The following is a 12,705-nucleotide window of genomic DNA, read 5'->3' on the forward strand; positions in this document are numbered from 1 at the left end:
CGCCCGGGCCAAGACCGCGGCCCGGGCAGCGGTCGCTCAACCGTCCTGCGGCGCGGGGTCCGCATTGGTCCCGGCGGGCGGCATGTCATGCTCGGGGCTGTGATGCGCCATTTGTTGCATCATCTCGGTGCAGGCCTCCATCATCGGGCCCATTCGCTGCATCATCTGCATCATGCCCATCATGTTCTGCATCCCGGACATGTCACCGCCCATCATGTCGCCCTGTTGCATCATCTGCCCGTCCATCTGCGCGGGCGCGGTGTCGTCCTTCGCAAGAGCCATGGGAGCAGCGATCAGGGCTGCGAACGTGGTGGCGAGGCTCAGTCTAGTGGTCGTCTTCATGGTCGTCTCCTTCGTTGAGGTTAAAGGTCAGTCCCTCGTCGTATCCGGCACATCGGCCCGGGTTTTTGCAGCGTCACAACCCTTGCTTTTGCACATGACGCAGTATCCGGTGGCGCACATCACCGCGCAGGGGGCGAGGCTCAGGATCAGGGGCGCCACACCGATCGCGGCAAGCCAGCCCCAGTTGAGCCAGAGGCCCGCGCCAACCACGATCATCGCCGCGATCACGGTCTGGCGGCGGCTCAGGGGCCAGCGGGCGGGCGCACCTTGGCGGCGGCGCACAAGAGGTATGTTTGTCATGGCGTGTCTTTTCCTTTTGCTATGATTGTCTCAAAAAGTGCGATATTTTCCGGACTGTCCCACTCGGACGGACCAACGAGACGGCCAAGCTCGCGGCCCTGCCGATCAATCAGAATGGTTGTCGGCAAGCCGTAGGCCGCGAAAGCCATCATCACGCGGGTCTGATCGGCCAGATACATTCCAAGATGCCGGATCCCGATTTCTTCATAGAACTTGCGGACTACCGGCATCCCCGCACGGTCGATGGACAGTGGCAACACGTGGAAATCCTCCCCGCCAAGCCGGGCCTGGAGGGCGTCGAGCGTCGGCATCTCCTCGCGGCAAGGCGCGCACCAGGTGGCCCAGATGTTCAGCAGCACAACCTTGCCATGGAAATCATCGAGCATCAGGTCGCGCCCGGCGCCGTTCACGAAGGGGGGCGAGGGCATCTCTCGCGGGCTGTCCCGAAGTGGCATTACCGGGCCCGCGGCGACCGGCGTGGCCAATGCCGCCGCAGCCGTGGCGACAAGGAAGTCTCGGCGTCTCATGGGGTTGCCTCCGCTTGCAGCGCCCGGACCACGGGCATGATGTCGGTTTCCAGGATCTGCCGGTTGAATGGGCCCACATGTTTCATCGCGATGCGACCCTTTGCGTCGATGACGTAGGTTTCTGGCACGCCGTAAACCCCCCAGTCGATGGCAACGCGGCCATTCCGGTCCGCCCCTATGCGGGTGAAGGGATCCCCCAACTCATCCAGAAACGCGAGCGCGGCGCCCGGTGCGTCCTTGTAGTTGATCCCATGGATCGGGACCGCGCCGGTTTGGGCAAGCGCCACCAAGAGCGGGTTCTCGGCGCGGCACGGCACACACCAGGACGCCCAGACATTGACGATGGACACTTCGCCCGTCAGATCAGTGGTGGCCAACCCGTCGCTGCGCCCCTCTATGGGCGGCAGATCGAATTCCGGCACCGGCTTGCCGATCAGGGTCGAGGGCAGCCGGTCGTCCGTGTTCCAGAGCCCCCAGTAAAAGGCGGCGCCAAGCCCGGCGAAGATAGTCACGGGCAACACCATCAGCAGGGAAACGCGGTTTCCTCGCGATGTCGTCGGCATGCTCATGACCCGCCCTCGTCATTGGCTGTCACCTCGGCCTGAAAATCACGTGCGCGCTCGGGCCAGGTGCTCTTGATAAAGGCCAGCACGGCGCCGATCTCGTCGTCGGACAGGACCCCCTCGAAGCCCGGCATGTCGCTCTCGTAGCCGGGCACGACGGCGCTGACACCCAGCTTGGTGATGGTGAACAACTGACGGTCGGCATGGTGCCAGGTATGGCCGCTCGCATCATGCGGCGGGGCGGGCATTCGTCCGTTGTCCTTGCGCCGCTTCCAGTCAGGTTCACCCTCCAGGTTGGCCCCATGACAGGACGCACAGTTGTCCGCATAGACGGCCTGCCCAAGGGCGACCTGTTCGGTCGTCACCGGCGCGCCGAGAGAGGTCAGTCCGTCAGGAACGACCGGCGCGTCGGCCGCGACGACCCAGACCGTCGAGCCAAGCGCCACAACGAGACCAGCCGCGAAGAGACCGGGGCGGGTCATGCAGGCTGCCGCAGATACTTGACCAGCGCCGCCACCGCGAGGACGAGCACCGCGACAAACAGCAGCATGACAAGGCCTCCGCCCATCATCATTCCCATCATGGGGCCCCCCATCATCTGGCCCATGCAGTCGCCCGCAAAGCCCGTCCCGGGGCCGTCTACAGTTCCGTTCATGTCGAACTCCTTATGTGTTTGAGAATTTCACGGACCACGAGACAGACTGCGCCCGCGGCCAGTATGGGGCTAAGGGTCACCGCGATAATCGCGACGGCGGCCTCCAACGTATCGACGAGCATGTCCGCGCGCTCATTCATCGGCATAAACGGCCACGCCGTCCGGGCCGAAGGCATAGGTGCGTAGGGTTCCGGTTTTCGCGGGTGCCATACCCGGCGCGTTGCCGGGCATGCCCGGCAGAGTGATGCCGGTGATGTCGGGGCGCTCGTCCAGTAGCCGTTCGATGATCTCGGACGGGACAAGGCCGCTGACCACGTAGCCGTCGATCATGGCGAGGTGACAGCCAACCCCCTGCTCGGGCACGCCCGCGGCAACGGAGCGGTCAACGAAGTCATGATCATCGATCACGTTGACCGCGAAGCCCTCGGCGCGCAGGTATTCGGCATAGGCGTCGCAGCAGCCGCAGCCGGGGCTGCGCCAGATGGTGACCGGTTCCGCGCCCTGCGCGGCGGCGGATGCGATAACCGGTGACGGGGTCTCGCGATCTGTCGCGACATAGGCGGCCGTGGCCGCGCCTGCGATCCCCAGGGTGACGGCAAGTACCATTTTCATGATCGGTGTTCCTTTCTCAGAGCGCGGCAAGCGTGGCCCACGTGGCGCCACAGTCCCGGCTGTGTTTCAGTTTGGTCGCGGAGGTGGCGGCGATGTGGTCGGGGTCTGCCGGATCAACGGCAAGCGCCTGTGCGTGCAGGCTGGACCTGTTCTCCCAGGCAACGCCGCCATCCGTGGAGGCCCAAAGCCCCGAAGGCAGCGCCGCGTAAAGCCGTTCCGGCGCACTATGGGCTGAGACCAGCGATTTGACGGGCTCGCCTTCAGGCAACGGGGCTTCCGGCGCGGGCGACGTTCCCGCGACCAGCGCATCCATCGCGTCACCCGCCACCACGTCCTGCCAGCGGCAGAAACAGTCAGGTACTCGGGTCACGCCCTGGTCGGTCCCGGCATAGATCCAGATACCGCCCATACCGCTGGCGAGATTGACCGAAGCAAGCGTGAGCACCTCGCGCCCGGCCTCGGCAAGCCAAGGGCGGTCCATGACGAAAGACCAGCTGATCCCCGCATCCTCGCTGCGCCACAGCCCGTCTTCCGCGAGCGCTGCATAGACCGTGTCCGGCGCCTCCGCTGCGACGGCGAGCGCGGTGACCTGTGCCAGCGGCAAGCCGCCCGAGGCAGCGGCCCATGTTCGGCCCCCATCCTCGGACCGGTCCAGCCCGCCCCCGTCCAGCGCTGCGAAGAGCCGTCCCGGGCGGTTTGGGTGACAGGTCAGCCCCCGGATCGGGGTGCGGGGCGTGGTCAGGAGCACACCGTCGCCAGACGGACCAAACCGCCACACCTGCGCGCCCGCAACGACAAGCGCATCGTCGTCGAAAGCCAGGGCAGGGGCGGTGATACCCCCGGCCCGCGCCCGCCACGTTGGCAACAGTCCGGCGGCGGCCACACCGCCAAGCATGAAAAGCACGCAGCGCCGTCTGAGGGGCCGTCCGTTTTCAGAGTTTACATTCAGCATCGCTTTCCCCTCACGCCACACGGATCACGCCCATCATCCCGCCCGCCTGATGCTCGAGGATGTGGCAATGGAACATCCAGTCGCCCGGATTGTCGGCGACAAAGGCAATCTCGACACGTTCACGCGGGGCCATCAGCACCGTGTCCTGCCACTCACTATAAGCCGTGGGCGTCCCGTTGCGGCTGATCACGCGGAAGGAATGGCCGTGCAGGTGGATCGGGTGGTGGAACGCCGTGGCGTTGGTCATGGCGATAACGTGGCTGGCATCGCGTTCCAGCACCAGCATCGGGTCGAGGATATGCCCTTCGGCTGCGGCGCCGTTGATGAACCAGATGCCGCCGTCGTGCATCCGGTTCATCATTCCGCCGCCCATCATGCCGCTCACACCGCCGCCGTCATCGGCAAGGCCCATCTGACGCTCGATCATCCTGCCCATCATGCCGCCGGTGAAGGTCACTTCGTGACGGCGGGCGCGGGCGACGTTGGGCTCGGGCAGCGGATTGGGTGCCAGCGCCATCTCCCAGTCGGGGGCTGTGTCGCGCAGGGGCGTCTCGAAGTAGGCCAGATCGACCACTTCGAAATTCCGGTCCGAGAAGAACCGGTCGATGACCGTTACCGTCTCGCCCGGTGCGCCCGTCATGTCGAGCATCAGATCGACCCGCATGGCCGGGCCGACCACCACCCATCCGCGCGCGTCTTGAGGTGCGTGCGGCGTTACCGGCTGCCCGTCAAGCGCGATGACCTGCGGTGCCAGATCGCCGAAATCCAGTGCGAAGATGCGGGCATTGGCGGCGTTGATCAGGCGCAGCCGGATGCGTTCGCCCGCCTTTACCTGTACCGCATCCGGCACGCGACCGTTGATCGTGACGGTGTTGCCCAACCGCCCGCCATGGCTCATGTCATGAAACCCGCCGAAATCTTCAGCGATCCCGGCCTCTTGGGTCAGGCGCCAGTCGTCGAGCACCCAGACCATCTCGCGATCCACGCGCGGCGGGTTTGCTTCTTCGATGATCAACGCGCCGTAAAGCCCGCGCCCGACCTGCTCGAAGCTGCGCTGGTGCGGGTGATACCAGAAGGTTCCGGCATCGACGGCATCAAACGCGTAGGTAAATGTCTCACCCGGCGCGATCGGGGCCTGCGTCAGATGCGGCACGCCGTCCATGGCGTTGGGCACCCGCAGCCCGTGCCAGTGCACGGTAGTGTCCTCGTCCAGCGCGTTCTCGACCGCGATGCGCAACCGGTCGCCCTGCCGCACGCGAATCTCCGGGCCCGGCACAGCGCCGCCATAGCACCAGACGTCAGTCTCGGCCCAGGGTTCGGGGGCCAGTTGCGCCCGTCCCGGTGCGGCGCGCAGGGTGAAGGTATTGGGCGTGCCCGCCCATGCAGGACGCATGGAAACTGCTACACCTGCCGCGGCACTGCCGGCGAGAAAGCCGCGGCGCGAAAGCGCCGGAGTGATTTTCGATTTCATGTGTTTGTCTCATCTGATCTTTGCCGTCGGGGTGCGCACAGAGTTTGCGCGATCGAGTGCTTCCCGAAACCGTTCAGGTTCCGGAGGGCACAGGCCGACAGTCACGGAGACGCTATGATCAGCGCCTGTGGTGTCGGATCAGATGAGGTGTCGGGGTGGGAACGGATCCGGTGGTGAACGCTGACCATGCGGCACGGCCACGCTCAGGGGGAGGTTCTGACGAAGGGTGGGTATCATATACTCAAAAGACGCAGCCGCCGTCAGGGCCATCGCGCCGGGTGCAGTGCAATCGAGTTGGCACAGCGTCGTGTCGTCAGCACCTTCGCCATCTGTCGGACAGCCTTGACAGTCCTCTATGGCCATCGCGCCGCCATCCATCACGGCCATTTCCAGCGCCATATCATAGGCGCTCACCGCATGCGCGATATTGCCCACGGCAAAGACCGCGAGAAATGCCAGTAGCAGGATGGATGATAGGCGGCGCATACGGAGAAGATAGGCTGAAGGGGTGGGCCTGTCCAGCCAGGAGCCTGCGACCTTTCGCGCAGCGGCAATCGGCCGTTCGGAACGAGAGACCCGCATCAGCTTGGCTCTTTATTCGAGACAACAGCCAGATCCTCGAGGATCTGGCAATCTGGCCGATGATCGCCTGCGCAGCTCTCGATGAGGTGACCGACGGTGGCGCGCATCGCGGTCAGTTCGGCGATCTTGGCGTCGATAAGCTCCACCGGGTGCCCGCGGTTTCGGCGCCGGCACACGCTGATCAACGCGTTGCGCGGGCATCTGGCGGAGTTCGGCCTCATGCCCCCGACCTCGAGCAAATTTCCAGACGTCAAGTTACAGTACCGTGGGTCATTCTGCGGGCCGATTTCTGTCGAGCTTCTCCTGCCAATGCGTGGGAAGGCCATGTGCGCGGGCCCCCTCTCGAAGCAGCGTGATGTAGCGCAGGGACGGATTACCGTCCGTTTCCTTGCCCTCTACGATATAGGTGACGCAGGGCATACGGTTTCCTTCCCTATCCTCCGCCTCGATCCGGAGTTGGCGGGGGCGCGGGCCGATTGAATGGAGCGGGTGAGGATATCATTGTAGGGAACCGCGAGAATGCCGCCGACAAAGGCGTAGAGCGTCCACAGCACGAAGAAGGCGAGAATTGTGCCGGAGGTCGGCGTGGAGCCGGCAACCAGGACGATCCCGGCTACCCCGGTCAGACAGGCGACCCGCCCGAAGGCGCCCAGTGCGTAGATTGGCATGCGCCGCCGTCGCTGTTGCGCGAACCAGGCGACGAAAAGCTGGGGGAACAGCCAGCCGTAGCGGGCGATCGCCGCGACCGCGCCGACCGCGAAGGAACTGCCGGTGAGGCCGTGGACGAGGCTCGCCATGATCGTGCCGGAGTCGACCGCCGCCGCGCCGGCCTGGAAGACGGCGCCGGCGGTGGCAATGCGCGCGAAGCGGCCGGTGCGTTCACGGGTCCGCATCTGCGGCAACCTTCCACCGGCCGAGATCGCCGAGACCGACGCCGTGAACCCAGAGCCCCCAGCCGCCAAAGACGGCAACGGCCAGCATGTTGGCCGCCATGACGACGCTGACCATGGCGAGAGCGGTGGCGTCGCCGACCCCGAACAGCCCGAGCGAGAACACGGCACCGACGACGAAGCCGGCGGGCACCCTGGCCATGTGCGCGAGGATGACGATGAAGCCGAGGATCGCCAGCAGCGCGAGATAGACGAGCGGGTCGAGCACCACGCCGAAGGCGAGACCCGCCCAGAAAAGATGCGAAGCCGCGATCAGCTTGATGACGATGCTGGCCAGCACGATGGCGACACCCCGCCAGTGCTCCCGCGGCCAGACGATCCCGTCGGCGAAGGTGATCGCGATCGATCGTGCCCGAGACGCGAAGCGCGTCGGAAGCCGGTCGACGAGCGCGAGGAAAAACCCGATACCGGACGCGGACCGGCGCTTGTGGTGCACGAGCAGAACGAGCACCGCCACGATCGCCGCCGCGCTGCCGCCGGCGCCGAGGAGGAGGCCGAGGCCGATATTGCCGTTCGGGTCGGGGATGACCACGGCCAGCACCACGACGATGACGATGCCCGCGAACACCAGCCCGTCGACCAGACGGTCGATGGCGACCGTGGCCAGCACGCAGCTCATTGAAAGCTTCTGTTTGCGGGCGATGAGCCATGACCGGACGAAAGGGCTGAGGCCGAGCGGGACGAGGAGGTTGGCGAGATAGCCGGCCATGGTCGCGCCGAACAGGTGCGATGTCCGGCAGCCGCAGACGGGCGTGAGAATCTGGCGCCACTTCCAGCCCCGGATGACCTGCTCCAGCGTGATCGCCAGAAAGGTGGCGAACACGAATTCCGGCCGAGCGGAACCGAGCACATCGGCGAACTGGCGCCAATCGAGCCGCCAGGCGAGCAGGCCGAGCAATCCGAGGCCGATCGCCGCGCCCAGCCAGTTGAGCCAACGCCGTCGTGGGCGGCCGGGGCCTTCAATTCCGATCGCTTTCTCACCCATCAAACCGGCTCCTCGCGCTCCGGCAACGGCCGTCCGACGCTGAGGATCGCGTCAAAGAACAGGCGCGGCCGGCCCCAGAGCGAGTTGACGAAGATCGCGGTCACGCTCGCAGCCATGGCGACCATCGCCCAGACGGGATAGAGAAGGCCTGTCGTGGCGACCGGTACGCCGATGCCGTTGAACAGGAAGGCGAGCGAGACATTCTGGAGCATTTTCCGATAGCCCTCGCGGCTGATCTCGCGCGCCTCGGCGACATTCGATATGCGGTTGTTGAGAATGATGATGTCGGCGGCGTCGATGGCGATGTCGGTGCCCGAGCCCATGGCGATGCCGACATCGGCCTGCATCAGGGCCGGGGCGTCGTTGATGCCGTCGCCCACCATCGCCGTGCGCCCGCGCGTCTGGAGATCGCGGATCAACTCGGCCTTTTCGCCCGGCAGCACTTCGGCGTGAACCTCGTCGAGCCCGAGATCCTTGGCGACGCGGGCTGCTGTCCGCTCGTTATCGCCGGTGACGAGCACGGTGCGAACACCGGCGTCGCGAAGCCGGGTGATGGTTTTGGCCGCATCGTCACGCGGTGCATCACCGAGCGCCAGCAGGCCGACGAGGTTGCCGTCCCGAGCCACCGCGACGACCGTGCGCCCCTTGTCCTCCAACTTGCTGATACGTTCCTCAAGCGGCTTGAGATCCACGCCGCCCTCCGCGACGAAGCGCGGGCTGCCGACCAGGATATCCCGGCCGTCGATGTGGGCGGTGACTCCCTTGCCCGGCGTCGCTTCGAAGGTCTCGGCCTCGGGCGGTGTCAGGCCCGCATCGAACGCCGCTTCGACCACTGCCTCCGCAAGCGGATGCTCCGACGCGGCCTCGGCGGCCGCCGCGAGGCCGAGAAGCGCATCGGTATCCCCGGACATCGCCTCGACATCATGGACGCGGGGGCGACCCTCGGTCAGCGTGCCGGTCTTGTCGAAGGCGATCTGGCGCACCAGGCGATACCCTTGGAAGGCCTCACCTGTCCGCATCAGGATGCCCTGCTCGGCCGCCTCCCCGGCGCCGCGCACGATCGACAGCGGCGCCGAGATGCCGACGGCGCAAGGGTAGCCCATCACGAGCACGCTGAGGCCCGCGAACACCGCGCGCTGTAAGTCCGGCGTAAAGCCGAACATTTGCGGCAGAAGCGCCCAGCCGAGGAAAGAGACGACCGATATCGTGAGCACGGCGGGCGTGTAGACCGTGAGCACGCGGTCCACGAGATGCAGCAGGCCGGGCTTAAGGGCGCGGGCGTCTTCCACCTCTCGCGCGACGCGTTGCAAGAAGCTCTCCGCGCCGACGGCCGTGACCCGGATCAGCAGGGTGCCGTTGCCGTTGATGGTGCCGCCGATGACCGTGTCGCCCTCCTGCCGCTCGACCGGCATCGGCTCGCCGGTGACGAGCGACTGGTCCACCGCCGAGCGGCCCTCGACGACCTCGCCGTCCACCGGCAGGCGCTCGCCGGGTCGGACGCGCACGAGATCCCCTTGCGTTACCTCGGCGAGCGCGACCTCCGACTCGCGGCCGTCGCGTTGCACGCGGGCGGTGTCCGGCTGAAGGTCGAGCAGACGCTTGACCGCTTGCGAGGATCGCGTCTTGACGATCAGCGACAGCCATTCGGAGAAGATGTGATAGGTCGCGACCATGACCGCGACCGCGAAGAACGGCGCGGTCGGATAGCCGGGGGTCTCGAGAATGAGGCCGATCAGCCCGCCGGCCAGCCCGGCGAAGGTGCCAGCCTCCAGCAGAACGTGCTGATTCAGGATGCCGCGACGCAGCGCCTGCACGGCCATCACCAGGATGTGACGGGCGACGCCGAAGACGAGCGCCGCGGCGAGGCCACCCACGATCCAGGGCGTCAGGCCGCCCAGCGTCCCTTCGCTCTTGAGGGCAAGCAGACCGATCGTGAGTGCGCCGAGTCCGCCGGCACCGGCAACCGCTGTCCACAGCCCGCGTGCCCTGAGCACGAGGAAGACGAATGCGACAAGGCTGACAGTCGCGAGCGCCGGCAGCAGCAGGGATAGTCCCCCCGCCGGCTCCGTGATCAAGGCAATGGACAGGAGACTAAAGGCCGTTGCGGTGAGGAATCGGCGGCCCTCGGAGACCAGCTCGCGCTCTTCCTCCTCGAAGGGACGAAGCTTGTTCGGGTCGTGGATCGAATAGCCAATGTCCCTGAGCGTCCGGAGCAAGGCATCCGGCGTCACTTTCTGTGGATCGTATTCGACCAGCGCCTGCTCATGGGTCAGGCTGACCGCGACCTTGTCGACGCCCTTCTGCCGACCAAGCGCCTTCTCGATCGTGCCGGTGCACAGCGAGCAGTGCAGCCCGCCGATACGCGCGCGGATGCGGGCACGGCCCGGACGCTCGGAGGGTTCCTCGCTCCAGGGTGTCGAGGAGTCATGGGAGATTGCGGGTGTCGTCATGGCGTGCGTCCTTTCATCCGGCGGGTGTCGTCCCCGGGTCGATATCGGCTTCAAGGCCGAACCCGATCGACCACGCGCAGAGCGCGACGAGGACCAGCCCCGCGACGACCCGATAACGCCCGGAGAGCGCGGCGAAGCGATCGAGCAGGCCGCGTGCGGTCGGGATCGCGACAAGATCCGTAAAGGTCGTTTCGATCATGTCTCGGTTGCTTTCGCGGTGAAGCCGCCCTTGGCGATCGCCGCTGTAAGGTCGGTTGTCGAGGCCGTGTTCTGGTCGTGTAAAACCCGGGCACGGCGTTCATCGAAGGAGACTTCGGCCTGTCGTACGCCGGGGAAGCGGGACACCAGCGCCTCAATGGTGCGGGCGCACCCATCGCAGTGCATGCCCTCAATGGTCAGGATAGTCGTCTTCATGTTGGGCATCTCCTTTCATGTCGGGCTTGGAACAAAACCCGAGGGGCAGCAACCACCCCGCATGGGCGGCGCTCTGTTAAGGCCGTAGTCATACGCAAGATCAGTTGCTTGGCGGCTAGTGTCATCGCTTCGGCCGCCACTTCTGGATGCGGTTGTTGAGGAAGTCGGCGACGAACACGCTGCCGTCTTCGGCCACCGCGACGGCCATGGCGTGGCGGATCTCGCCGGGGCCCGTGCCGGTCTCGCCGAAGGCGGTGAGAAAGGTGCCGTCCGGCGCGAACTTCTGAACCCGGTCATTGTAGAAATCCGCGACGAAGACATTGCCTTCGGGACCGATGGCGACGCTCGTGACCGTGGTGAACCAACCGTTGAACGGACCAAAAATGTTCATGGCGAAAGGGCCGCCCCATTTATGCGAGAACCCGCCCTCGGGCCCAAACACCTGCACCCGGTCGGCATATCCGTCGGCGACGATCAATTGTCCACCCTCCCCCAGGGCGGCATCGGTTGGATAGATGAAAGCGCCGGCCCCGCTGCCCGGATCTCCGGTGGCGCCCCACTGCCGGACGAACGAGCCGTCGGGGCGCAGCTGCTGTACCCGGTGATTGTAGAAATCAGCAACATAGAGATCGCCGTTCAGAGCGACCGCGACACCGCCCGGCGCGTCGAATTCGCCACGGCCATCGCCCTTGCGGCCAATGATGCGTCTTGATGTACCGTCAAGGCCGAACACTTGGATACGGTCGTTGAAATATTCCGGCACATAGAGCGTGCCATCATGGATGGTCAGGTTCATTGGCCGCCCGAGATCACCCGGACCATCGCCCGGTTGGCCGAAGGACCGCTTGAAGCTGCCGTCAAGGTCGAAGACCTGGATGCGGCCGTTGCGGGAATCAGCGACGAAAAGCTCATTACCGGCCACGGCGAGCCCGGTTGGGTCGTTAAACTCGCCCGGCGCGGTGCCCTTGCCGCCCCATGCCTTGACGAACTCGTAGCCGGGCTCTTGTGCGGAGGGCACGAAGACGAGCCATCCGACCGCCAGCAGAAGAATGGCCAGACCGGCGATACCCGTAAGTCCCTTCAGAATCACCGATCGCACCTTCATTTTGGATCCTTCAGAAATTCAGCCGGAAACCGGCACGAACGGTGATGTCATCCTCGAGTGCCTGCCCATTCAGGTCCTGCCAGACCGGAACTTGCACCGCCCCTTCCAGCACCCAGCGTTTGGTTACGTATTGCAGCGTCGGAGCCAGAAGCAGGCTCTCACCTCCCGAATGCGGATCGTCGGTGCCCGCGACGCGATTGTTGTCGCGGTGGAGGAAATTTACCTCCATCCCGGCATAGAGAAATCCCGGCACGCCGCCACGCAACTCCCGCGGCCAGACCCGATATTGCGCAGAGGCGTCAAGCCGCAATTCATCGCCGAACTCGAACCCGTTCGCCTTTGTGTTGGCCTTGTAGGCGATCTGCGCGTCGAACTGAAAATCGAGCGTCTGGTATGTGCTGACAACGCCCAGGAACGGATCCCACGAGCCTGAGCCCGATTGCAACGGCTGAGGTAGACGGCCGAAACTGTCACGTCCATCATCATCGCCTGTGGGCAACTCTATCCCGGCAAACGGCGCGATGCGAAAACTCCGGCCGCGCCCGTCCTTCTGGTACATCGTGTAGCGCGCAAAGATGCGGGCATCGCCGAACCCGCTGGTTCCGCGGGTAATCCGCGCGTCGGCAGGCGTGGTCAGATCGAGGCTCTTGTCAAGGTAAGGGAGCATGCCGAATAGCGTAAGATCGCTGGTCACGCCATAAGCCAGCACGGATATGCCCCCCGACACCTCCAGATCGCGGTTGGCCGGGCCTGGGTCGTCATCGGCCTTGCGGTAAAGGAACTGTTCGCGAAACACG

The 12,705-nt window shown here is 65.4% G+C and carries 19 protein-coding genes; all 19 read right to left on the minus strand.

The genetic code is table 11. From position 1 onward, the window contains the following. Nucleotides 1-36: 36 nt before the first annotated feature. On the minus strand, nt 37-342 hold the full coding sequence (locus tag CRJ03_RS06570; protein ID WP_206018321.1) for a hypothetical protein: 306 nt from the start codon (nt 340-342) through the stop codon (nt 37-39). Nucleotides 343-369: 27 nt separating this feature from the next. Next, nucleotides 370-642: a hypothetical protein gene (locus tag CRJ03_RS06575; RefSeq protein ID WP_240611584.1), complete on the minus strand. Its 273-nt coding sequence runs from the start codon at nt 640-642 to the stop codon at nt 370-372. Beyond that, the gene (locus tag CRJ03_RS06580; RefSeq protein WP_104018105.1) at nt 639-1,169 is read right to left on the minus strand and encodes a TlpA family protein disulfide reductase; all 531 of its coding nucleotides are present in this window, start codon (nt 1,167-1,169) and stop codon (nt 639-641) included. Before CRJ03_RS06580 ends, CRJ03_RS06575 begins: the two co-directional genes overlap by 4 nt. Continuing rightward, on the minus strand, nt 1,166-1,693 hold the full coding sequence (locus tag CRJ03_RS06585) for a DsbE family thiol:disulfide interchange protein (protein ID WP_104018123.1): 528 nt from the start codon (nt 1,691-1,693) through the stop codon (nt 1,166-1,168). Before CRJ03_RS06585 ends, CRJ03_RS06580 begins: the two co-directional genes overlap by 4 nt. A gap of 41 nt (nt 1,694-1,734) precedes the next feature. Next, the gene (locus tag CRJ03_RS06590; RefSeq protein ID WP_104018106.1) at nt 1,735-2,214 is read right to left on the minus strand and encodes a c-type cytochrome; all 480 of its coding nucleotides are present in this window, start codon (nt 2,212-2,214) and stop codon (nt 1,735-1,737) included. Beyond that, on the minus strand, nt 2,211-2,387 hold the full coding sequence (locus CRJ03_RS19850) for a hypothetical protein (RefSeq protein WP_165375265.1): 177 nt from the start codon (nt 2,385-2,387) through the stop codon (nt 2,211-2,213). The genes CRJ03_RS06590 and CRJ03_RS19850 overlap by 4 nt, the downstream gene beginning before the upstream one ends. A gap of 132 nt (nt 2,388-2,519) precedes the next feature. Continuing rightward, nucleotides 2,520-2,999, minus strand: coding sequence for a DUF411 domain-containing protein (locus tag CRJ03_RS06595; protein ID WP_104018107.1), 480 nt, complete (start codon nt 2,997-2,999; stop codon nt 2,520-2,522). Between the two features lie 16 nt (nt 3,000-3,015). Then, a complete protein-coding gene (locus tag CRJ03_RS06600) occupies nt 3,016-3,894 on the minus strand; it encodes a beta propeller repeat protein (protein ID WP_240611586.1) in 879 nt (292 codons plus the stop codon). A 67-nt stretch (nt 3,895-3,961) separates the two neighbouring features. Next, nucleotides 3,962-5,422, minus strand: a complete 1,461-nt coding sequence (locus CRJ03_RS06605; protein WP_104018108.1) for a multicopper oxidase family protein — start codon at nt 5,420-5,422, stop codon at nt 3,962-3,964. Between the two features lie 138 nt (nt 5,423-5,560). Further along, on the minus strand, nt 5,561-5,908 hold the full coding sequence (locus CRJ03_RS06610; RefSeq protein WP_104018109.1) for a hypothetical protein: 348 nt from the start codon (nt 5,906-5,908) through the stop codon (nt 5,561-5,563). Nucleotides 5,909-6,003: 95 nt separating this feature from the next. After that, nucleotides 6,004-6,150 carry a MerR family transcriptional regulator gene (locus tag CRJ03_RS06615; RefSeq protein WP_439126624.1) on the minus strand — a complete coding sequence of 49 codons (147 nt, stop codon included), beginning with the start codon at nt 6,148-6,150 and terminating at the stop codon, nt 6,004-6,006. A gap of 124 nt (nt 6,151-6,274) precedes the next feature. Then, the gene (locus tag CRJ03_RS20545) at nt 6,275-6,424 is read right to left on the minus strand and encodes a gamma-glutamylcyclotransferase family protein (RefSeq protein ID WP_206018323.1); all 150 of its coding nucleotides are present in this window, start codon (nt 6,422-6,424) and stop codon (nt 6,275-6,277) included. Then, nucleotides 6,400-6,897, minus strand: coding sequence for a hypothetical protein (locus CRJ03_RS06625; protein ID WP_206018324.1), 498 nt, complete (start codon nt 6,895-6,897; stop codon nt 6,400-6,402). The genes CRJ03_RS20545 and CRJ03_RS06625 overlap by 25 nt, the downstream gene beginning before the upstream one ends. Next, on the minus strand, nt 6,884-7,939 hold the full coding sequence (locus tag CRJ03_RS06630; RefSeq protein ID WP_104018110.1) for a lysylphosphatidylglycerol synthase transmembrane domain-containing protein: 1,056 nt from the start codon (nt 7,937-7,939) through the stop codon (nt 6,884-6,886). Before CRJ03_RS06630 ends, CRJ03_RS06625 begins: the two co-directional genes overlap by 14 nt. Next, nucleotides 7,939-10,389 carry a heavy metal translocating P-type ATPase gene (locus tag CRJ03_RS06635; RefSeq protein ID WP_104018111.1) on the minus strand — a complete coding sequence of 817 codons (2,451 nt, stop codon included), beginning with the start codon at nt 10,387-10,389 and terminating at the stop codon, nt 7,939-7,941. The genes CRJ03_RS06630 and CRJ03_RS06635 overlap by 1 nt, the downstream gene beginning before the upstream one ends. A gap of 13 nt (nt 10,390-10,402) precedes the next feature. Beyond that, the gene (locus CRJ03_RS06640; RefSeq protein WP_104018112.1) at nt 10,403-10,588 is read right to left on the minus strand and encodes a hypothetical protein; all 186 of its coding nucleotides are present in this window, start codon (nt 10,586-10,588) and stop codon (nt 10,403-10,405) included. Then, nucleotides 10,585-10,803: a heavy-metal-associated domain-containing protein gene (locus tag CRJ03_RS06645; RefSeq protein WP_104018113.1), complete on the minus strand. Its 219-nt coding sequence runs from the start codon at nt 10,801-10,803 to the stop codon at nt 10,585-10,587. The genes CRJ03_RS06640 and CRJ03_RS06645 overlap by 4 nt, the downstream gene beginning before the upstream one ends. A gap of 121 nt (nt 10,804-10,924) precedes the next feature. Next, nucleotides 10,925-11,908 (minus strand): NHL repeat-containing protein, encoded by a 984-nt coding sequence (locus CRJ03_RS06650; RefSeq protein ID WP_104018114.1) that lies wholly within the window; start codon nt 11,906-11,908, stop codon nt 10,925-10,927. A gap of 10 nt (nt 11,909-11,918) precedes the next feature. Beyond that, a partial coding sequence (locus CRJ03_RS06655; protein ID WP_165375271.1) for a transporter occupies nt 11,919-12,705 on the minus strand: 787 nt, incomplete at its 5' end.

Origin of the sequence: Roseovarius nitratireducens (assembly GCF_002925845.1) — a bacterium.
GTDB lineage: Bacteria > Pseudomonadota > Alphaproteobacteria > Rhodobacterales > Rhodobacteraceae > Roseovarius > Roseovarius nitratireducens.